Here is a 19,738-nt window from a genome sequence, read left to right as displayed (position 1 = left end):
CCGGTCTTTACTTGTATAAAATCTTACAGCTAACATTAGCCTTCTGCCTTTGATTAACAGTATTTAACAAACTAGTGATGCAATTATTTTATTATTAACCTTCAAGACCTATATTTGTCTCAAGCTATTAGTCCCAAATGAGTATCAGGCAATTAATTGTTGTTGTTAGTATTCTGTTTTTTGTTTCTTCCTGTGTGCCCACCAAGCGGTTGATGTACTTGCAGGAAGATGGTAAGGAGGCAGACAGTTTAATTTCTATAGAAAGAATTCAGAAACCCTATAGAATTCAGGTTAATGATCTTCTAAGTATCAGGGTTAAGGCAATAGACCAGGACGTGGTTGGGATGTTTAACCCTATTGGGGAGCAAAATCCTAACGCCACGGGAGAAGAAAGGCTTTATTATGACGGCTTCTTAGTGGATGCTCATGGAAATATTCGAGTGCCCACCCTGGGCGAGGTGAATGTGCTGGGTTTCACGGTAGAGGAGGTGAGAGAGAAGATCGAAAAAGCCCTTTTAGACAAGTATTTCAAGGAACAGGCAAACATCTTTGTCACGGTTAAGCTGGCGGGAATAAGATATACCACAATTGGAGAGATAGGATCAGGAACCCAGGTGATCTATAAAGAGCAGGTGACGATTATGGAAGCCATAGCCCAGGCCGGGGATATATCTGAGTTCGGAGACAGGACCGATGTGGTGATTGTGCGCCAATACCCGGGCGGGGAGAAAAGACACCATATTGATCTTACAAGCATAGATGCGATGAAGTCGCCGTACTATTATATTCAGCCTAACGATCTTATTATCGTGAATCCGCTTCCGCAGAAAGCATTGGGACTGGGTACTACAGGGCTGGAAGCCTTTCGTACTATCACGACTATTTTAGCGTTTGTAACTTCAACAATATTATTAATTACCCGGTGATGTATGGCACATGAAGATGATCATATTAGTGATGTAGGTTCCACATTTGACTTTAAAGGATTTGTGCTGAAAGTCTTTAGCTATTGGCAATTAATTCTGTTGTCTATAGCTATAAGTCTGGGAGTGGCTTATTACAATAATGTACGGAAACTTCCTGTTTATCAATTAGGGAATTCCATTTCCATAAAAGACGATCAAAACCCTTTTTTTACCAGTAATACCAGCCTCACTTTTAACTGGGGAGGAACCTCAGACAAGGTGAATACGGCCATGACCATTTTGCGGTCAAGATCGCATAATGAAGAGGTGGTAGAGCGCTTGCAGTACTATATTGCTTATCAACAGGACGGAGAATATCAACGTGTGAATGCTTACGGTTTCACTCCTTTTAAAGTAGTGGCCGATACTTCTGCGTACCAGGCCCAGGGAACCACTTTTACCATTCGTTTTAAAGATCCTGAAACCTTTACGCTCAGCACGACTTTTGCCGGAGGAAATGCTTCGGTATATAATTATGATACGAAAGAATATGGCAATGTGGTGGTCGAGGAAGGGGAGTTTAGCCGTGAATACCGGCTTAACGAGCCCATAAATTTGCCATTTTTCAATGGTAAGCTTGTGCCAACGCCACGTGCTCCTGTTATAGATAAACCTTTTTATGTGCAATTCCGGCATTTTGACGGTACTGTAGGGAGGTTCCGCGGAGTGGCTGTAAGTCCGCAGTCGCAGGGAGCTTCGGTTTTAAATCTTTCCATGACAGGTGATAATAAAGCTGAGATCGTAGATTACCTTAACGGGACTGTACGGGTATTGAGTCAAAATATGCTGGAGCGCAAGAACCTTTTTGCCACCAAGACCATTCGGTTTATTGATAGTAGTTTAAGTGTCAAGGCTATGGAGCTTAAGGTGGTGGAAGATGAATTGAATAGGTTTAGAAATACCAATTCTATCCTGGATATTTCTGCGGAAAGCAGTCAGTTAAACTCCAAACTTACGGGGCTTGATGTGAGGAAAGAAGATATTTCGCGTCAACTGGCTTATTATGAAACCCTGCAGGATTACCTGCAATCGCGAAATGATTATTCTGATGTACCGGCACCATCGGTAGCGGGAATTGCTGAAGGAAGTATTGTTAGCGGAGTAGGGCGAATTGTTTCCCTTGCCGAAGAAAGGCGGAAATATGAATATTCTCTACAGGAAAATTCCCCTGTTTTTCAGGATATAGACCGGCAGATAAATGCCGTAAAAGATGTGCTGCTCGAAAATATGTCTTCCTCTCAAAACTTACTCAGGCAGGAGCTGCGCGACATTAATAGAGAAATTGCACTGGCCGAAGCCGAAATTAGGAAACTACCGCAGGAAGAGCAGGACTTGCTTAAAATTCAGCGAAAGTATTCTATAAGTGAGCGCACTTATAATATGTTCCTGGAAAAGCGTAGTGAAGCCGGACTCGTTAAAGCAGCCAACGTGAGTGATGTTATGGTTATTGATACCGCCAAAGATACCGGTGGCGGCCAGATTGGACCAAATACACAACTTAACTATGTGATGGCATTAATGGTGGGTGGAATGATTCCGCTGACTTTTGTTTTCCTGTTAGTTTTTCTGAATACCAACGTGCACAACGCACAGGAAGTCACCCGTTTATCACCCATTCCCATTCTGGGCATGATTGGGAAAAGTAGGATGGACACAAATCTTGCGGTCTTCAATAAACCCAAATCGGCTATTGCTGAAGGTTTTCGGGGGTTGAGGTCCAGTCTGCAATTTATGTACAAAAAGCAGGGGGTGAGCGGCTCTAAAACGGTGATGATCACTTCTTCGGTTTCGGGGGAAGGGAAAACTTTTTGTGCCATGAACCTCGCCACTGTTTTTGCTTTGAGTGAAAAGAAGACACTGTTGTTGGGTGCCGATTTACGTAAACCGAAGATTTTTGATGATTTTAAGATCAATAACGATGTGGGAGTGGTGAATTATCTTATAGGGCAGGAGTCCCTGGAGGCAATCATACAGCCAAGTATGGTGCCACACCTGGATGTGATCACTGCAGGGCCAATTCCGCCAAACCCTTCAGAATTACTTATGAACGAGCAGATGGAAACCCTCATGAGTGAACTTCGGGAGCGTTATGATTACATTGTTATGGATACCCCGCCGGTGGGTGTGGTTGCCGATGCGCTCAACCTCATAAAATACGCCGATGCCACTCTATACCTCATCCGCCAGGATTACACAAAACGCGGAATGCTGGAGGTGATCAATGAGAAGTATAACAAAGGTGAAGTAAAGAATATTTCATTCGTTCTTAACCACTTTGTGCACCGGGCCAAGTACGGGTATGGCTATGGTTACGGCTATGGCTACGGTTACGGCTATGGGTATGGCCAGTATGGTAAAGGTTATGGGCAGCAGGAAACAAGGACTGGCAAGCTGAAGAAGAAGTGGAGGGAGTTGGTTAGGAACTTTGAATAGTCGTTAGACTATAGACGCTAGTCAGTAGTGATTTTTACCTCTTAATTTTTTTATTTGAGGCAAACGAATAACTCAAAAAAATGGAAGAACTGCCTAAATTTAAATTCGAAGATTTACAAGTATATCAGAAGTCTCTTGATTTTGTTGATCTAGCTTATGAAGTTTCGAAAAAGTTTCCGCATTCAGAATTATATAATCTTACTTCACAATTTAAAAGGGCAGCGGTCTCTATATCATTAAATATAGCTGAGGGATCAGGTGATACAGATGCTCAATTCAACAGGTTTCTTCAAATTGCCAGTGCATCCATTAAAGAGTGTGTTGTATGTTCCACAATTGCAAATCGACAGAATTTTATATCTGATCAGGAGAATTTAAATAATCGAAAAAAACTCGCGGAACTTTCAAAAATGATAAGTAGTTTGAAGAAGTACCTAAAGAAGAGTTGAGTTGAACAGTTGAACATTATCGACTATCGACTACCGTCTAAAGACTTTATTTTAACAAAAAACCAAAAACCACAAACCACGAACTCTATCAAGAATAACCAACAAAAAACCGCCCTCATAACCGGCATCACAGGCCAGGATGGAGCTTATTTAGCCGAATTCCTGCTTGAGAAAGGATATGTGGTGCATGGGATCAAAAGGAGGTCTAGCCTTTTTAATACAGAAAGGATAGATCACCTGTATCAGGATCCGCACGAGAAGGATATCAGGTTTAAGCTACATTACGGAGATCTAAGTGATTCTATGAATCTCACGAGGATCATTCAGGAGGTACAGCCCGATGAGATCTATAATCTTGGAGCAATGTCTCATGTGAAGGTGAGCTTTGACACCCCGGAATATACTGCTAATGTCGACGGATTAGGGACTCTTAGGATTTTAGAGGCGGTAAGGCTTCTTGGTTTCACTAAGAAAACAAAGATCTACCAGGCTTCAACTTCAGAGTTGTACGGACTGGTACAGCAGGTGCCGCAAAACGAAAGCACTCCTTTCTATCCGCGGAGCCCTTATGGTGTTGCGAAATTGTATGCCTACTGGATAACGATTAATTACCGGGAGGCTTATGAAATGTTTGCCTGTAATGGAATTCTATTTAACCATGAATCTCCGCTAAGGGGAGAAACTTTTGTCACCCGTAAGATCACTCGTGCCGTTGCCCGTATTGCCCTGGGAATGCAGGAAAATTTCTTTTTGGGAAATCTGGACGCTGAAAGAGATTGGGGGCACGCAAAAGATTATGTGGAAGCTATGTGGCTTATGCTGCAACAGGATCAGCCAGGTGATTATGTGATCGCCACTGGAAAAACTACTTCAGTAAGAGAACTGGTGCGAATGGCTTTTTCATGTGTTGGAATTACTGTGGAATTTTTAGGTACAGGAATCCATGAAATTGCAAAAGTGGTAAAATGCGAAAATCCCGATTTCCAGGTAGCATCAGGAGCTACAGTGCTTCAGGTAGATTCTAAATACCACCGTCCCACAGAAGTGGATCAGCTTATCGGAGACGCTTCAAAGTGTAAAGAAAAACTGGGATGGAAGCCAAAATATGCTCTACAGGACCTTGTAAAGGAAATGATGGAAGCCGATGTAAACCTCTTCCGTAAAGAAAAATATTTAAGAGAAGGAGGACACAAGACATTAGATTATAATGGAGAGTAGTCCGTAGTCTATTGACGTTAGAGGGTAGATTTAGAAATGGAGAAAGATTCAAAAATATATGTTGCTGGACACACCGGAATGGTGGGTTCGGCATTACTGCGGAAGCTGGAACAGGAGGGTTTCAAAAATGTCATTTTTCGCACCTCATCCCAACTCGATCTTACAAATCAGGAAGCGGTAAAAAACTTCTTTGAAAAGGAAATTCCTGATTATGTTTTTCTTACAGCTGCAAAAGTTGGTGGTATTATGGCCAATAATACTTACAGAGGCCAATTTTTGTACGAAAATCTGATGATCCAAAATAATGTGATCCACCATAGCTATTTGAATGGTGTCAAAAAGCTCCTTTTTTTGGCTTCTTCCTGTATTTATCCTAAAATGTCACCCCAGCCCATAAGAGAAGACTACCTGCTCACAGGAAAGCTGGAAGACACTAATGAACCTTATGCTATCGCCAAGATTGCCGGTTTAAAAATGTGTGAGAATTACAATCGGCAGTACGGTTGTGATTTTATTTCAGTAATGCCTACAAATTTATATGGTCCCAATGATAACTATGATCCTGAGACTTCTCATGTGCTTCCGGCTTTACTTCGGAAGTTTAATGAGGCAAAAGTAGAAGATAAAGCTTCCGTAGAAGTATGGGGAAGCGGGGAGCCGAAAAGGGAATTTTTACATGTAGACGATCTTGCTGATGCCTGCCTACACCTCATGAAGACATACAGCGGAAATGTTAGCGTAAACATCGGGACAGGAGAAGATTTATCTATTAAAGAACTGGCAGAAATGATAAAAGATATTTCAGGTTACTCGGGAGTGATTAGCTGGGATAGGTCTAAACCTGATGGTACGCCCCGAAAGCTGTTGGATGTAAGCCTGATTCACGACCTTGGCTGGAGGCATAAAATTGGTCTTGAAGAAGGTCTTGCAAAAGTTTATGAGGAAGAATTTTTGTAGTAGTGGAGAGAGAAGAGAGTGGAAAGAGGCAACCCACTAATGACTACCCACTACCTACTACAGACTATCGGCTACAGACAACTCCTATCAGCCTCAAATGAAATAATTCTCCAGCTTATCCGTTAGATAAATGCAAATTTATTGGGGTATATAAAAAAATCCTTTTTATTTGTAAACCAAATTGACGCATATTCCAAATCTTATGAAAAAATATCTTTTAGGCCTGTTTTTTATTTTTACCACAGTTTCAATAAGCTTTTCTCAAGAACTGAGTTATGGTCTAAAAGCCGGAGTTAATCATCCTATGGGTGGTGAGATTGTAGGGTTACAAAACAACTATGCATTCCAGAAGAATACTTCTGAGGCTGAGGGGAATCTTGGCTTTCATGGAGGTATCTTTTTACAGGTTGATTTTGGTAAGTTTTTTGTTCGGCCCGAGGTAGTTTATACTTCATTAGATACAGAATTCACTTTTATAGAAGAAACTTCAATCTATTCTGTTCAAAAATTTGATATTCCCCTATTAGTAGGTTATAATATTTGGGGGCCAATTGATATTTATGCAGGACCTGTGTATTCGAATATACTGGATGCTACTTTGGAGGGGGAAGAATTCCTGAACCCAATTGTTGTTCAAGACACACCAATAAATGCTCAGGTTGGCGTGAAAGTTGAATTTGGAAGATTTGGATTGGATCTACGGTATGAAAGATCTTTGTCTTCGGCTGAGCTTCAACGTCTAGATTTTGGTGAAGGTTATAATGAAATCAATGAAGCAGAATTCACAGATTCCAGGCTAAATCAAATAATTGTGGGAGTGATCTTCAAAATTGGAGGTCCAGGACTAAACGAAAGACGACGAAGGGCCTGTTACTAAAAAGAATTTGTTGACTTTTCTGTAAGTTAATTAGCTTCCTTTTTTCTTTAATCTGTTAGTTTAAGGAGTAATGCTGTGTTCACCCATTGCCACACATGGAAACTACTCGTGTTATCTCCTGCGAGGTATTTTTTCCATTCTTTCTGAATTGCGCCGTGATCAAACCAATCTGTTGCTGAAGTATTTTTAAGGTGTAGCAATTGCTCTTCCACAAATGCTTTAAGTTCCTGACTTAACCATTCCCGCTGGGGAGTTTGGAGAGGACGTTTTGGAGCATAAGAGATAGTAGAGGGAACTAGAGGTTTCAAGATTTCGCGGAGCATATATTTTCCAACTCCATTCTTGATTTTATAATCCTTTGGTTGTGCAAAAGCGAGTTCGACGAGGCGGTAATCAAGAAAAGGCTCCCGCAGTTCGGTGCTATAGGTCATGGAAATCCTGTCATTGAATCGCAGCGCTCGTGGGAGTTTGGTATAAAAAAGGTCCCGAAACTGCAGATTTTGCAGTCTGTTGTCGAACGGTTCTGGATAGTTTGGCTTTTGTGCCAAAGCAGCAAAATCTGGATTTAGCACCTGTGTCCGGAAAGGAGAATTTTGCCCGGTACCCTGAATGATTGAGCCGGAGGTTTGATAGTAGTCATACCCCGCCCATTGCTCATCCATTCCCTGCCCGTCAAGCAAAACCTTTACTCCGTTAGCATGAGCCTGTTCAAAGATTTTTGAATAGGCGAGGGTAGGAATTCCTCCGAAGGGCTCATCCTGTTGCTGAGTAATCTTTCTTGCAGCGGTCTCAACTTCAGAGGCCGTAAAAAGCACTTTTTGAAGCGGATTTTGAGTGGTAGCGATCATCTGTTCCACCCATGGAAGTTCATCATAGTGCTCATCTCCCGTGTAAAAAGAATAGGCTTGAATTTGCTGTTTATCTTGAAGAAGATTAACCAGAGCTAACAGGAGCGAACTGTCCACTCCGCCGCTAATATTAAAAGCTACCGGGACGTCTGCACGAAAACGAAGTTTGATACTGTTTTTCAGTAGTTCGAGATATTCAGCTTTTGCCTGTTCAAAAGAGCTTCCGGATCTTACATCTTGGACTTCTGAAACGAAATCATACCATTTTTCAAGTCTGAGCCGACCTTCAGAATATTCCAGCAAATATCCACCCGGTAATTGTTTGATGTTACTGTAAAAAGTCTCTTCCGGCATACCGTAGGAGCCATAGCTAAAATAATTTGCCCAGACCTTCAGGTTTGGTGGGGTGTCAAAAATGACATTTTTGAGCGTCTTTATTTCACTGCTGAAGTAGAGGTTTTTGCCAGCTTCAGAATAATAAAAAGGTTTCACTCCAAACCTATCCCGTGCAGCAAAAAGCTTTTTTTCCCGGCAATCCCAGATGGCGAAGGAGAACATTCCGTTGAATTTGTGCAAACAATCCTTTCCCCATATTATGTATGCGGCTAACAGAACTTCAGTATCTGATGTAGTTTTGAAGTCATAATGTCCCCTTAATTCTGTCCGCAGCTCTTTGTAGTTATAGATCTCTCCATTAAAGGATAACACGTATCTACGGGAATTATCTATAAAGGGTTCATTGGCATCGGGAGAAAGATCAATGATGGAGAGCCGGTTATGGCCTATTGCTGCAAACCGGGGATCAATATAAGTGCCGGTATGATCTGGACCACGATGTCTTTGGGCCTGAAGCATTTTTTGAAGTTCTGCTTCAGAAGGGTTGGGGCCAATGATTCCTGCTATTCCACACATTTTTTAATGTTTAATGTATATTAAATATTGTATAGTGATTCAAATCTATGGTAAAGCACCAAATTCCAAGCACCAAATTCCAGTTTTATGTTGTATTTGGTATAACAACAAGAAATATATAGAACCGTGTTTGGTTTTGCCCCTCACCCTAAAGGGAGCCCAAAAACGGGTTCAGAAAATTCAACAACAAGCAAAAAAAATCTATAAGCTCTTTTCTTAAGTCATGGGCGGAAAACCCTCTTTGTTTAATACAGAGAAGATACCAGGAATAATTTTTAATTTTTATAACAAAATGAAGAGTAGGTATTTACATAGATATTCTATCTTTAAAGTCTAAATTTCAATTCACCCCATTCGGTCGGAGAAAGAATTAAGCTACATCTGGAGACGGCTAAAAATTGTTTAATAATAAAATTACTTGGAGAAATGGATCACAATTTATTCTCAACGCGATTACAGTCAGGAAATAGAACTTACTTTTTTGATCTTAAGACAACAAAAAATGGCGATCCCTATTTACAGATTATTGAAAGTAAACGAAAGGGAGAGGCGGAATTTGAGAGACGACAAATTATAGTCTTTGATGAAGGAATCCATAAATTCTCTCAAAAGATAACTGAAGTAGTCGAAAAAATACAGGTTGAACAAAACAGTTATGTTTCTAAAAAGAGGAACCAATTTCCGAATGCATACCAACCCTGGACACCTGAAGAGGACGACCAACTTGAATTGCTATACTGCGAAGGGAGAAAACCGGCCGAATTGATCAGGATTTTTTGGTCGGAAAGATGGTGAAATCCGGTCGAGAATAAAGAAACTGGAACTTAAAGAAAAATATAGAGAATAATATCTGTGGTACCGGTTGACCCTTGGAGTAGAATTTAAGCTCATACTTCCCACTTTCCACTCTCCACTGAAAAAAAGCACCAATAAATAAGCACCAAATTTTTACCCGCCGAAGCTTTCAGCGTAGGTAGGCCAATTTCACAAACAAGGAACTATGAACAACAAACTAAAAACTACTACCATCTCCCGACTACCGTCTAAGACTTTTCAAAAGACCGTTTTCGATTTTACCCCTCACCCTAAAGGGAGCCGAAAAACGGGTTCAGAAAATTCAGAACAATAAACTAAAAACAACAAACCAATAGTAAACGCTAAACAGTCTACGAAAAATCTGATAACATAGTCAAAAGTCTCTCGGCTTTCTCCCAATCCGCAGGCGTATCAATATTTACATGCGGATCTCCGGTAGTGTCAATGAAACCTATCTTATTTCCGTATAGGGAATTTTGTTTCTGAAGAACCTCTGCCTTTGTAATATAAATAGCCCCATCGCGATGATAGGCCTTAGGAAGGTCCTGCCTTCGGGAAATTATCTCTTTGTCTCCGGTAGCAATTGCTAATTGTCCATTGTTTTGTTCAAAGATCCAGTGTGGATTAAATTCCGCAGGTACTTCGCGAACAGAGATCAGGGAATCGAATTTCCCTTTAGAAAATTGCTCTATGGCTGCATCTATCAATCCATTTCTACGAAAGGGAGAGGTAACCTGCAGCAGACAAACTGCATCAAAATTTTGCCCTTTTTGAGCAAAGAATTTCAGCGCATGCTGAATTACTTCCAGAGAAGACGTATCATCGGCTGCCAGTGCCGCAGGTCTTTTAAAATAAACTTCCAATCCCATTTCTTCAGCAACTGCAATGATCTCAGGATCATCAGAAGTCAGGACCACTCTGGACAACAACTTTGACTTTTTAGCTGCTTCAAAAGTATATTGCAGCAAAGGTTTTCCTCCCAGAGATTTAATATTCTTTCCGGGTATTCCTTTACTGCCGCCGCGGGCGGGGATAAGTCCGAGAATTTTCATTATACTGTTTTCTGTTTTCGGTTTTTTTGTTCTCTGTTTTTAAACTTTGCCTATGAAAAGAACAGATGAACAAATAAAAGCAAAAGATTCTAAAGGAAATAATTACTATTTTACTAACAAAAGAAGATGGGCAGAATTGACAAATTTGAAGACTTAGAAGTGTGGCAACTGGCATGTGAAATTTGTGCTGACCTGGAGGAATTGTTTATGACAACCCCTTTAGGCAAAAGATATTCGCTAATGAACCAGATGGATCGCAGCTCGGGATCTGTAATGGACAATATTGCAGAAGGTTTTGGAAGAGGAGGAAATCTCGAATTTCGAAATTTCCTGGGTTTTTCTAAAGGCTCTTGTTCAGAATTAAAATCCCAACTGTATAGAGCAAAGGACAAAAAATTAATTTCTAACGAACAATTTGAAGCTCTTGCTGAAAAATGTGACAAGGAAAATGCAAAGCTAGGTTCCTTTATTAGTTATTTGAGCAAAACTGAATTTAAAGGAACAAAATTTAAAAAATAGCAGCTTCAAACAGCAAACAGTAAACAGTGAATGTTTTAATAAGTAATAGTCTTCGAATACGTCAATTCCACCGTCGCAAGGATCTCCGCTATTTTCTCTCCAGCGTTTCCATCGCCGTAGAGATTTGAGCTTTCAAATTTTCCAGTTTCTAGGGCAATTTTTGTTGCTTCTAAAATGGCCTTCTGATTATAAGCTACATCGGTCACATTCTGCGCCCGACTTCTTCTATTTTGCCGGTTTCCGATGTTTACGACGGGCAGTCCCAAGTAGGAGCACTCTCTTAGTCCGGCACTCGAATTTCCTATTAAAGCTTTAGAGCTGTTAAGAAGCTTCAGGAAATCCAGGGGATCCATATTTTTAAAAAAATGAATGTTTTTCGGCTGTTCGAGCTCACGAAACGTTCTTATTCCGTTCGAAGTTCCGTCAGAACCGGCATCAACATTAGGCCAGAACCAAAAAGCCGGATAATTCAGCTTTTTTACAGCTCTTAATGTTTCCATAATGTGCTGTTTGGATTCCTTATATTCTGTAGTTACCGGGTGCTGCATCACCACTATATAACCTTTCTCCCAATCCAGATTGGCACCTACCCCGCCATATCTCTTAAGCGGATCAAAGTCGAGATAGGGATAGTCGGTAATTTGTTTTGCAAGGTCTATCGAAGGGCAACCGGTGTTAATCACCTTATCTGGCTCTTCTCCTAACTTTATTACTCGCTCCCGGGCGTCATTAGTACATACCAGGTGCAGATCTGCCAGTTTAGTATTTGCATGCCTTACCTTTTCATCTATACTCCCGGTGACTTCCCCACCCTGTATGTGCACGAGCGGAATGTTCTGATAGGAAGCAGCTATGGACGTTGCAATGGTTTCAAAACGATCTGCAATGGTGATGACGGCGTCTGGTTGTAAATTATAGAATACGTTAGTAAGCTCCATTACTCCCAAACCGGTCGTTTTTGCCATAGTCGTAGGGTTTTCACCCTCCAGCACCATAAATACTTTTGCAGCAATGGGAAATCCATCCTTTTCTATGAAATCCACGGCATTTCCATACCGGTCAAGCAAGGCCGAACCCGCGATCACCAGTTGTAATTCCAGGTCGGGGTGATTTTTAATAGCGGTGAGTGCTGTTTTTATTCGGCTGTAGGAGGGGCGGGCGGTAACTACGACGCAGATTTTTCGTTTCATTCAGTTCTCGGTTGTCAGTTAGGCTAAAGTAATAAAAATGTTGTTGGGGAAGGTCATTACGAGGACGCCCGTTCCTGGGGGAGACGTCATTGCGAGCCCAGCGAAGCAATCCGTTACTATTTTACTCACTGCCTCTTCAGTAAAACTCGGTCCATTTTTCTAAATTAGTATATGCGTACTTCCCATGTCTACATTCTTACCAACAAAAATCACACTGTCCTTTACGTGGGAGTTACTTCAGATCTGGTTAAAAGGATCGGTCAACATAAGACTAAATTTTACAAGGGTTTCACCTCCCGTTACAACTGTGACCATCTCGTCTACTACCAACCTTTCAGTGATATTCGTGATGCTATTATGTATGAAAAGAAGCTCAAAGCAGGAAACAGGGCGAATAAGGAAAAGCTGATCAATGAAATGAATCCTGAATGGAAGGATTTGGCTGAAGAATGGAAGTTTAATTAAAAACGTTATTGCGAAGGAGCTGCTTGCAGCGACTGACGCAATCTGCCGTAGTGTAGTCACAATCATGTTAAGAGTAAGCCTCAACGGATTGCCACGCCGGATTACATCCGTCTCGCAATGACGTTACTATTCAAGATCCCTCTGGTTTAAAAAATCCCACTGCACCAATTTTCTGCTCAAATTTCTCCCAATCACCTCCCTAAAATTTGAAGCGTCGATTCCAAAACCTTTTGGCTTTTTAGACTCCAGATCTTCAAAGGTTAGGATATGACCTGCGGGGAGATCTTTGTTTACCGCAAGGGATTTTTCGAAAATGTTTTTTAGGTCGTTGAAAGTCGTATTGTCCGATTTTTCTACAGGCTTTTTTAGAGCAGTGGAAATATTTTTCACTGCCGAAACCAGCTGTTGAATCTCTGCAATTTCTAATGAAGAAGATGCATCAGGGCCGAACATTTGTCGGTTGAAGACAGCATGAAATTCCAGGATCTCCGCTCCTAAAGCGGCGGCAGCAATGCAGGTTTCTATTTTAGCGGAATGATCTGAATATCCCACCGGGACTTTGTATCGTTCTTTTAATTCTCTAATCACGTTAAGTCCGTAATTTTCGGGACGGGTAGGGTAGGAGGTTGTGCACTGGAGGATGGAAAAATCCACATTCAGGTCTTTAAGGAAAGCCGTTGTCTTATCCATCTCTGCAAAAGAACTCATCCCTGAAGAAAGAATTATTAGTTTTTTTGTAGCAGCGATCTTTTGTAACAGCAGAAAATTATTGACCTCGCCCGACCCAATCTTGTATCTTTTTACATCAAGCTTCTCCAGCAAATCTACTGCCGCATTGCTGAAAGGGGAAGCCATGAATTCCACCCCTGCTTCTTCACAATGGGTCTTTAACTCCTGCCATTGTTCTATTGAAAATTCCATACGTTTCCAGTAGTCAAACCTGGTTTTGTCCTGTGTAGAGAATTTCACACGAAAAGGTTCATGTTCGCTGCTTTCAGCTTCGGCAATATGCACCTGGAACTTCACGGCATCGACCCCGGTTTTCGCCAGGGCATCGATATAGGAATGGGCAATCCCCAGACTGCCCTCATGGGCCTGGGCTATTTCTGCTATGATAAACATGTTTTTTTCAGTTGTCGGTTGCCGGTTTCCGGTTAACCGGTTGCCAGTTGCCAGTTGCCAGTTGCCAGTTGCCAGTTGCCAGTTGCCAGTTGCCAGTTGCCAGTTGCCAGTTGCCGAATTGTTTAAAGGCTAAAGTAGTAAAAATGTTGTTGGTCCCCGTCATTGCGAAGGAGCTTGTTAAAGCGACTGAAGTAATCCGTTTGTCAGTTAGCCACGATCATGATTGGAAAAAGGCTCAGCAGATTGCTGCATTCGTCCTGCGGACTCTCTCGCAATGACGGTTCGCGTTGAGAAACGTAATTGCGAGCGCAGTGAAGCAATCCGTCGTAGGATACCACAATGCCTCTTAGAGCCTCCAGATAAAAATTAATATATTTGATTTCGGGTAAAACCTCCTTAATTTCATTAAAGTTGAATAAGAACCAATATTTCCGAAGTCATAAAAAGATCCCTCTCTTCTACTGGAGTGAAAGGCGTTTTATCTTCAGGGAGAAAGAGAATTATGGGGATTTGCTTTCCAAATACCTGGTAGAGAAGATTAGCGGGAAGAAGACGCGGTTCGTTCATCCTAAGAAGCAGCCCTGGTATAACCGAAAAAAGATAAACCTTTTGGCAGTAGGGAGTGTTCTCCACCATGCTTCAAAAGATAGTATTGTTTGGGGCAGTGGGATCATTGACCATGAACAGGAAATTTCTGAAGCTGATTTCAGAGCAGTGCGGGGGCCAAGGACCCGAGAACATCTTCTTAAGCTTGGGTTCGATTGTCCGGCTGTATTTGGAGATCCGGCATTGCTGCTTCCGAAGTATTATCATCCAGAGATTGAAAAGAAAGCTGAACTGGGGATCATTCCGCATTACCATGATTTTAATGATGCAAAAGAAATTTTTTCCGGCAGGGAAGGGGTTGAGGTGCTCGATCTCCTCACTATGGATGTTGAGGAAACTACAAGGGAGATACTGGGCTACAAAAGGGTGCTCTCCACTTCGCTTCATGGTCTCATTGTAGCTCATGCCTACGGTATACCTGCGATCTGGATAAAAATGTCTGATAAAATATTCGGCAACGATATTAAATATTTTGATTACATGGATTCGGTGGGGATGGAAATATATAAGCCGGCTTTTATAGCAAAAGCGCCTACGGAAGAAGAGATTCAAAAAATGTTTTCTAAGTACCCCGTTTTGCCGGAAGAGATAAAAGTTCCAGAGCTTCAGGAGAAACTTATGGAAGTCTGTCCTTTTTAATGAAGTTTTACTATTTCCGAAGTAAAGATGCTTATAGTGAGAACTGTTAGAAAATAGATTTTTCTATTTTTAGCAAATAATATTCAGAATGAGTTTAGATAATCAGCAGAAGAATAAAGAGCACTATGACCAGCTTTATGGCGGGTATAACATAAAAAATATTCTGCACTGGATCAATCATCTGGATAGCTTTCTGGACTCTGCTACCACTACCGAAACCAGTTGGTTTGCTATGTATAAAAATGATTTCAGAAATAAGATCCGCGGGAAAAAAGTTCTGGAAATGGGCTGTGGCGACTGCACTAATGCAGCTGTTATGGCAGCACTTGGAGCTGAAGTTTATGCTAATGATATAGCCGATTCTAGTGGAAGGATAATTAAAGCCTTAAATGAAGCGTATGACTTTCGGTACCCAATTACTTTTATAAGCGGCGACTTTCTCAACAATGACCTACCCTCAAAGAATTTTGATTATGTGGTAGGAAAAGCTTTTTTACATCATCTGGAAATTCCTTTGGAAGAAAAATTTTTACAGGAAACAGCCCGACTCTTAAAAGCAGATGGGGAGGCCAGATTTTTTGAACCGGCGGTGAATTCTAAGTTCCTGGATGAGATTCGGTGGCATATTCCAGTAGGTAATAGACCTTCAAAATTCCAAAAGGGAGCATTTAAAAAATGGAAGGATAACGATCCGCACCCCAATCGTAGCTTTAGCTCTAATCATTTTGAGACTGCAGGGAAGAAGGTTTTTAAAGAGGTGGAAATCTATCCCGTTGGTACTTTAGAGCGTTTTGGCCGGTTGTACAAATGGGGTGAAAGGAAAAACAGGTTCAAACAATGGGCATTGAAAGCAGAACAGAAAATACCATCAGGTTTGAATCGCAGTCTTAGCAGGGCTCAGTTGATTGTTTACAGAACCCCGATACAATGAATAATGAATAATGATCAATTAGTAGGGTTAATTGGTTGATTAGGGAATGGTTAATCCGGGATTCGTTAATTCGGGAATCGGAAAGCAAATGTTCGTCTTCTTAGTATTAATTGCGCTGAAGACTCTGAGTGCCACTACAATTTCATCAGATATTTATTTGATGTCATTTTTCAAATTATGAGGATTTTGTCTGGTGTCAAAAATGGTGATAATCTCAATTTCATTGGAATGTTGTAATATCCGGTAATACAGAGTTGTCTGTTTAGTTACTACACATTTATACAATCCCTCAAATTCATTCGATTTTGGGCAACTGTCAGGTTGGGAAGATATTTGATTGATTTTATCAGTTAACTTTCGAATAAAATTATCACGAGTATTTAAATCCCACTTTTCGATTAAAAAATCTGATAAACGAAGAAGTTTAAATTCAGCAAGCTCGGATAAAAAGACTTTCATTAGGAAATTTTCTCTAAGAATGTCTCATAAGAAACTCTTTTTCCATTTTTCAATTCCTCAACTCCCTTTTGAATTTCCTTTTGTTCGGCATAACTTAAATCAAACCAAAAATCAGATTTCTCTTTCCTCACAAAATCAGAAAGTTTTTGGATAAACTCAGCGTCTTCATTCTCCAAAATAGTTTTGAGTAATTCCAGTTTTGTTGTTTGAATATCCATAAGTTATTTCTTTAAACAAATTTACTAAAAAAATCATGACGTTCTATTTTTCCTCTAAAGCTAAATAAGTTGAGCTTAAGCTTGAGGGCAGGCAATCCAATCGGGATCTGAAGCAATCTGTTGAAGTGTAGTCACGATGACAGTTTGGAGTAACGATTGGCAGATTGCCGCGTCGGCGGTAGCCGTCTCGCAATGACGGTTCGCGTTGAGAACCGTCATTGCGAAGGAGCTTTTCAAAGCGACTGAAGCAATCTGCCGTCGGCTACTCCAATCATGATTAGGACCTTTTCACAACCTCCTCATAAAATCTAATATTCTGCTCCACCACCACTTCTGTAGAAAACTTTTCCAAAACACGTCCCCTGGCTGCTTTGCCCATCTGCTTTGCCAGGCGGGGGTCCTTTAATAGTGTAACTACTTTTTCTGAAAAGGCTTCATGATCTTTAGGGTCGACCATAAAACCTGTTTTTCCATCAACCATAACCTCCTTCGCCCATCCAATGTTTGATGTTACTAAAGCTTTTTCCATAGCCATGGCTTCGATCCAGGTCATGGGCAAAGCTTCAGCAAAGGAAGGAAGGACCACTACCCGGGCTTTGGCAATTTCATCAAGTACAGCTTCATACGGCAGACTTCCCAACCATTCTACTTTTTCTGCTGCTGAAGAATTGAATTGTCTCATCATTAATTCTTTGGTAGATTTTCCTGTGCTTATATCCGGCACATCTTTTCCCGCCAAAATGAGTCGTGCTCCAGGTACTTCTTCAATGACCCTGTTGAAGATCGCTGGTAGCTCCAGGACACCTTTTTTCCTTATAATGCTTCCAAAATAAAGGATGCTTCCTTCCTGCATCTTCTCCTGTAAGGGTTGAAATCGCTTTACATCTATCGAATTGGGAATTACTTTAATTTTCTTTTTAAGCTGAAAGATCTTTCGGGTTTCTTCTGCGGTAAAACTGCTCACAGACAATAAATGATCTGCTCCCTGCAGCGCCAGTTTCTCAAACCAGAAATTCTTTTGCTTCTGTTGCCGGTTCTCCAGTTTACAGAAGTATGCATCACTGCCGTTCATTCTTATTACCAAAGGGCAACGCAGTTTCATAAAAGCAGTGATCCCGGTCCAGTCGGGGGCTTCTATGGCGTCAATTTTATCTACAGCAATGTATTTGTTGAGGTAATTCTGAAGGAATTTCCGGTGCAGGTACCAGCCAATTAGCTTAAAGCTCCTATGTTTTATGAAATGGAATTTTATTCCGTTTTCTGTAAAGATGTCATCCTCCTGCTGGTCAAATATAAAAATGGAAACTTTCACCTTATTTTCTACAAGTGCTGTCGCCATATTCTTTATACTGGTGCCGAGTCCTGCGGCAGGACCGGAACGGGGATGTGGGTATTCGGGAGTTAAAAATCCAATATGCATTATCAATTCTTTGTTATATTGTCATTGCGAGGCCGACAAAGGAGGACGTGGCAATCCGTCGCTGAGCAGTCCGTCATTTCATGGTAATCCTCTCAATCTCCTCCCAAATCCTTTGCGAAGCCTCTTGAGGGGGATGTATATTTATTTTCTTGAACCATTTCCTGGTTTCCTTAAGATCCTCTGGTTTGGCAGCAAGTGCAAGTTCTAACTTTTTAGAAATTTTTTTTCTGGAATTTACCCAGAAAACAGTTTTTGTGGAAGGCATGGATCTAAAGTGAACAAAATTATAGACCTTTTGAGGAGTCCATGTATTGTCTTCTTTATTTTCAACTTCATAATTTAGGTACAAACAGGGTTTATCAAAGATTCCGTAGTCGAATACCATGGAAGAAGCAAGGTTCACCACAGCTTCTGTATGAATTATGGTGTTTATCTGTAGAGCAAGATCTTTTTTTGTGGGTAAAATAGTATTCCAGTTATCACCTACTTTTTTCCATAGGGGAGCAATGGGAGTAATTAGATCTTTGTGCCTTGTTAATACTTCATCATAACGATCTGAAAAGTCCACCGGACATCTCCTGAATATTATTCCCAAATTTGAACCTTCGCTATTGAGCTTTTTTACTGAATCGGCAATGTCATCCAGATATTGAGGATCATCCGGACAGGTAGTTTTATCATCTCCACTAAAACAAATATATTTTTTAGAAAGATCAAGATTATGTTCCCGGAAAAAATCCTGGCGGCTCTGTCTCAAAGTCAGGTCAAAATGGGGCTCAAACTGCGGACTCCCCGTCACTAAAGTCTGTTCAGATCTAATATGAGGATAATACTTCAGAAGTTCCATTTTCATATAGTCACTCCAAACAAAATAGTAATCTGTTTCCACTACCATGGTAGCCTTTGGCAGGTTGTCCCAGGAAAAAATAAATGTACCCGTTGGAATGTTTAAATCCAGTGCGGCGGTGAGAGGGGCGATAGCAGCTGCAGGTCGCTGATTAGTACAAAAAATAAAATCCGGTTTTTCTTTTTGCAGGATGGTTTTACAGTGTTCGTAAAAGGAGCCCTTCCTCTCTGAGAATTTTAATTTTTTTCGAAGCCGTTGCAATCCTTCTTCTCCCCGATGATTATTAATTAATAAACTGATGATTCTGTTCTTAATAAAAGGTTTAATTCCTTTTTGAGAAGTCGGGAATTTGTAGGTTTGATAAACAGGGTCCTCAAATTTTCTTGAAAAATGATCCAGCTCGGCTTCTATTTTTGCCCTTTTCAACAGGTCGGTTTTGGAACGGATTCTTCCCTGAAGCTTAATTTGGCTAAAATTGAATTGGGAAAGATCAAATGGAGTATGATTCCAAAATATGACCTCCCAACCCAGTTTTTCTCCTATTGCCACAAAAGAGGTAAAGGCAAAATTCCTCAGGCCTACTCCATCGGGAAGCAGGATAAGGATCTTCTTTTTAGCTGTCAAAGCGCCGGCTGATTTGGTTTGATTCAAATATAAGGTTTTTTGGGAATGGGGAATTAGTGAATGGTTAATTGGTTATTTGATAGTTTTTAATTGCAAATTGAAAACAGCCACGAATTCACGAATATCTCTGTTATAGCTTGCTAATTGAGAGGTTCCACTTTGGAATTTGGT

The 19,738-nt window shown here is 40.9% G+C and carries 21 protein-coding genes; 12 read left to right on the top strand and 9 right to left on the bottom strand.

The genetic code is table 11. The features are described 5' to 3' along the window. Positions 1-137 precede the first annotated feature (137 nt). The 6 genes from ACQ93I_RS14900 to ACQ93I_RS14875 all read left to right on the top strand — a co-directional run bounded on the left by ACQ93I_RS14900 (position 138) and on the right by ACQ93I_RS14875 (position 6,899). Entirely contained in the window at positions 138-926 is a 789-nt protein-coding gene (locus ACQ93I_RS14900) for a polysaccharide biosynthesis/export family protein (protein WP_431699204.1), read from the top strand. 3 nt (positions 927-929) lie between these two features. Next, the gene (locus ACQ93I_RS14895) at positions 930-3,398 is read left to right on the top strand and encodes a polysaccharide biosynthesis tyrosine autokinase (protein ID WP_431699203.1); all 2,469 of its coding nucleotides are present in this window, start codon (positions 930-932) and stop codon (positions 3,396-3,398) included. An 80-nt stretch (positions 3,399-3,478) separates the two neighbouring features. Then, on the top strand, positions 3,479-3,847 hold the full coding sequence (locus ACQ93I_RS14890) for a four helix bundle protein (protein ID WP_431699202.1): 369 nt from the start codon (positions 3,479-3,481) through the stop codon (positions 3,845-3,847). An 87-nt stretch (positions 3,848-3,934) separates the two neighbouring features. Beyond that, entirely contained in the window at positions 3,935-5,065 is a 1,131-nt protein-coding gene (gmd, locus tag ACQ93I_RS14885; RefSeq protein ID WP_431699214.1) for a GDP-mannose 4,6-dehydratase, read from the top strand. Positions 5,066-5,101: 36 nt separating this feature from the next. Further along, a complete protein-coding gene (locus ACQ93I_RS14880; RefSeq protein ID WP_431699201.1) occupies positions 5,102-6,022 on the top strand; it encodes a GDP-L-fucose synthase family protein in 921 nt (306 codons plus the stop codon). 202 nt (positions 6,023-6,224) lie between these two features. Next, positions 6,225-6,899: an outer membrane beta-barrel protein gene (locus ACQ93I_RS14875; protein WP_431699200.1), complete on the top strand. Its 675-nt coding sequence runs from the start codon at positions 6,225-6,227 to the stop codon at positions 6,897-6,899. A 47-nt stretch (positions 6,900-6,946) separates the two neighbouring features. Here ACQ93I_RS14875 and asnB read toward each other — a convergent pair whose 3' ends face one another. Beyond that, a complete protein-coding gene (asnB, locus tag ACQ93I_RS14870) occupies positions 6,947-8,659 on the bottom strand; it encodes an asparagine synthase (glutamine-hydrolyzing) (RefSeq protein ID WP_431699199.1) in 1,713 nt (570 codons plus the stop codon). A gap of 426 nt (positions 8,660-9,085) precedes the next feature. Here asnB and ACQ93I_RS14865 point away from each other — a divergent pair, with 426 nt between their 5' ends. Together ACQ93I_RS14865 and ACQ93I_RS14860 are read left to right on the top strand one after the other, a co-directional pair. Beyond that, on the top strand, positions 9,086-9,454 hold the full coding sequence (locus ACQ93I_RS14865) for a DUF3276 family protein (RefSeq protein WP_431699198.1): 369 nt from the start codon (positions 9,086-9,088) through the stop codon (positions 9,452-9,454). A 205-nt stretch (positions 9,455-9,659) separates the two neighbouring features. Then, positions 9,660-9,788, top strand: coding sequence for a hypothetical protein (locus tag ACQ93I_RS14860; RefSeq protein WP_431699197.1), 129 nt, complete (start codon positions 9,660-9,662; stop codon positions 9,786-9,788). 37 nt (positions 9,789-9,825) lie between these two features. Here the strand turns inward: ACQ93I_RS14860 and ACQ93I_RS14855 are convergent, their stop codons facing one another. Continuing rightward, positions 9,826-10,527 carry a cytidylyltransferase domain-containing protein gene (locus tag ACQ93I_RS14855; RefSeq protein WP_431699196.1) on the bottom strand — a complete coding sequence of 234 codons (702 nt, stop codon included), beginning with the start codon at positions 10,525-10,527 and terminating at the stop codon, positions 9,826-9,828. Between the two features lie 126 nt (positions 10,528-10,653). Here ACQ93I_RS14855 and ACQ93I_RS14850 point away from each other — a divergent pair, with 126 nt between their 5' ends. Beyond that, positions 10,654-11,046, top strand: a complete 393-nt coding sequence (locus ACQ93I_RS14850; protein ID WP_431699194.1) for a four helix bundle protein — start codon at positions 10,654-10,656, stop codon at positions 11,044-11,046. Between the two features lie 35 nt (positions 11,047-11,081). Here the strand turns inward: ACQ93I_RS14850 and neuC are convergent, their stop codons facing one another. Then, positions 11,082-12,236, bottom strand: coding sequence for a UDP-N-acetylglucosamine 2-epimerase (gene neuC, locus ACQ93I_RS14845; RefSeq protein ID WP_431699193.1), 1,155 nt, complete (start codon positions 12,234-12,236; stop codon positions 11,082-11,084). A 171-nt stretch (positions 12,237-12,407) separates the two neighbouring features. On the opposite strand from neuC, the gene ACQ93I_RS14840 reads away from it, so the two are divergent. Then, on the top strand, positions 12,408-12,701 hold the full coding sequence (locus ACQ93I_RS14840) for a GIY-YIG nuclease family protein (RefSeq protein ID WP_431699192.1): 294 nt from the start codon (positions 12,408-12,410) through the stop codon (positions 12,699-12,701). Between the two features lie 126 nt (positions 12,702-12,827). Here the strand turns inward: ACQ93I_RS14840 and ACQ93I_RS14835 are convergent, their stop codons facing one another. After that, a complete protein-coding gene (locus ACQ93I_RS14835) occupies positions 12,828-13,823 on the bottom strand; it encodes an N-acetylneuraminate synthase family protein (RefSeq protein ID WP_431699191.1) in 996 nt (331 codons plus the stop codon). 7 nt (positions 13,824-13,830) lie between these two features. Further along, on the bottom strand, positions 13,831-13,986 hold the full coding sequence (locus tag ACQ93I_RS14830) for a hypothetical protein (protein WP_431699190.1): 156 nt from the start codon (positions 13,984-13,986) through the stop codon (positions 13,831-13,833). A gap of 248 nt (positions 13,987-14,234) precedes the next feature. Between ACQ93I_RS14830 and ACQ93I_RS14825 the strand changes: the two genes are divergently transcribed. Continuing rightward, positions 14,235-15,068, top strand: coding sequence for a polysaccharide pyruvyl transferase family protein (locus ACQ93I_RS14825; protein ID WP_431699189.1), 834 nt, complete (start codon positions 14,235-14,237; stop codon positions 15,066-15,068). Between the two features lie 88 nt (positions 15,069-15,156). Beyond that, positions 15,157-15,999 carry a class I SAM-dependent methyltransferase gene (locus ACQ93I_RS14820; protein WP_431699188.1) on the top strand — a complete coding sequence of 281 codons (843 nt, stop codon included), beginning with the start codon at positions 15,157-15,159 and terminating at the stop codon, positions 15,997-15,999. Positions 16,000-16,152: 153 nt separating this feature from the next. On the opposite strand, the gene ACQ93I_RS14815 is transcribed toward ACQ93I_RS14820, so the two are convergent. The 4 genes from ACQ93I_RS14815 to ACQ93I_RS14800 form a co-directional block, all read right to left on the bottom strand. Beyond that, positions 16,153-16,458, bottom strand: coding sequence for a type II toxin-antitoxin system RelE/ParE family toxin (locus tag ACQ93I_RS14815; protein WP_431699187.1), 306 nt, complete (start codon positions 16,456-16,458; stop codon positions 16,153-16,155). Next, positions 16,458-16,676 carry a hypothetical protein gene (locus ACQ93I_RS14810; RefSeq protein ID WP_431699186.1) on the bottom strand — a complete coding sequence of 73 codons (219 nt, stop codon included), beginning with the start codon at positions 16,674-16,676 and terminating at the stop codon, positions 16,458-16,460. Before ACQ93I_RS14810 ends, ACQ93I_RS14815 begins: the two co-directional genes overlap by 1 nt. A 277-nt stretch (positions 16,677-16,953) precedes the next feature. Continuing rightward, positions 16,954-18,096, bottom strand: a complete 1,143-nt coding sequence (locus ACQ93I_RS14805) for a glycosyltransferase family 4 protein (RefSeq protein ID WP_431699184.1) — start codon at positions 18,094-18,096, stop codon at positions 16,954-16,956. Between the two features lie 73 nt (positions 18,097-18,169). Next, positions 18,170-19,594, bottom strand: a complete 1,425-nt coding sequence (locus ACQ93I_RS14800; protein WP_431699183.1) for a UDP-glycosyltransferase — start codon at positions 19,592-19,594, stop codon at positions 18,170-18,172. Positions 19,595-19,738 lie beyond the last annotated feature (144 nt).

The organism is Salinimicrobium sp. WS361 (genome assembly GCF_050750585.1).
In the GTDB taxonomy this organism is placed as follows: domain Bacteria; phylum Bacteroidota; class Bacteroidia; order Flavobacteriales; family Flavobacteriaceae; genus Salinimicrobium.
The sequence above is the reverse complement of the archived record's forward strand: the minus strand, read 5'-3'. Positions and strand labels throughout refer to the sequence as shown.

Coding starts and splice junctions, on each gene's coding strand:
- ACQ93I_RS14900 (WP_431699204.1), top strand. CDS start 138: ATGAGTATCAGGCAATTAATTGTTGTTGTTAGTATTCTGTTTTTTGTT.
- ACQ93I_RS14895 (WP_431699203.1), top strand. CDS start 930: ATGGCACATGAAGATGATCATATTAGTGATGTAGGTTCCACATTTGAC.
- ACQ93I_RS14890 (WP_431699202.1), top strand. CDS start 3,479: ATGGAAGAACTGCCTAAATTTAAATTCGAAGATTTACAAGTATATCAG.
- ACQ93I_RS14880 (WP_431699201.1), top strand. CDS start 5,102: ATGGAGAAAGATTCAAAAATATATGTTGCTGGACACACCGGAATGGTG.
- ACQ93I_RS14875 (WP_431699200.1), top strand. CDS start 6,225: ATGAAAAAATATCTTTTAGGCCTGTTTTTTATTTTTACCACAGTTTCA.
- asnB (WP_431699199.1), bottom strand. CDS start 8,659: ATGTGTGGAATAGCAGGAATCATTGGCCCCAACCCTTCTGAAGCAGAA.
- ACQ93I_RS14865 (WP_431699198.1), top strand. CDS start 9,086: ATGGATCACAATTTATTCTCAACGCGATTACAGTCAGGAAATAGAACT.
- ACQ93I_RS14860 (WP_431699197.1), top strand. CDS start 9,660: ATGAACAACAAACTAAAAACTACTACCATCTCCCGACTACCGTCTAAG.
- ACQ93I_RS14855 (WP_431699196.1), bottom strand. CDS start 10,527: ATGAAAATTCTCGGACTTATCCCCGCCCGCGGCGGCAGTAAAGGAATA.
- ACQ93I_RS14850 (WP_431699194.1), top strand. CDS start 10,654: ATGGGCAGAATTGACAAATTTGAAGACTTAGAAGTGTGGCAACTGGCA.
- neuC (WP_431699193.1), bottom strand. CDS start 12,236: ATGAAACGAAAAATCTGCGTCGTAGTTACCGCCCGCCCCTCCTACAGC.
- ACQ93I_RS14840 (WP_431699192.1), top strand. CDS start 12,408: ATGCGTACTTCCCATGTCTACATTCTTACCAACAAAAATCACACTGTC.
- ACQ93I_RS14835 (WP_431699191.1), bottom strand. CDS start 13,823: ATGTTTATCATAGCAGAAATAGCCCAGGCCCATGAGGGCAGTCTGGGG.
- ACQ93I_RS14830 (WP_431699190.1), bottom strand. CDS start 13,986: ATGACGGGGACCAACAACATTTTTACTACTTTAGCCTTTAAACAATTC.
- ACQ93I_RS14820 (WP_431699188.1), top strand. CDS start 15,157: ATGAGTTTAGATAATCAGCAGAAGAATAAAGAGCACTATGACCAGCTT.
- ACQ93I_RS14815 (WP_431699187.1), bottom strand. CDS start 16,458: ATGAAAGTCTTTTTATCCGAGCTTGCTGAATTTAAACTTCTTCGTTTA.
- ACQ93I_RS14810 (WP_431699186.1), bottom strand. CDS start 16,676: ATGGATATTCAAACAACAAAACTGGAATTACTCAAAACTATTTTGGAG.
- ACQ93I_RS14805 (WP_431699184.1), bottom strand. CDS start 18,096: ATGCATATTGGATTTTTAACTCCCGAATACCCACATCCCCGTTCCGGT.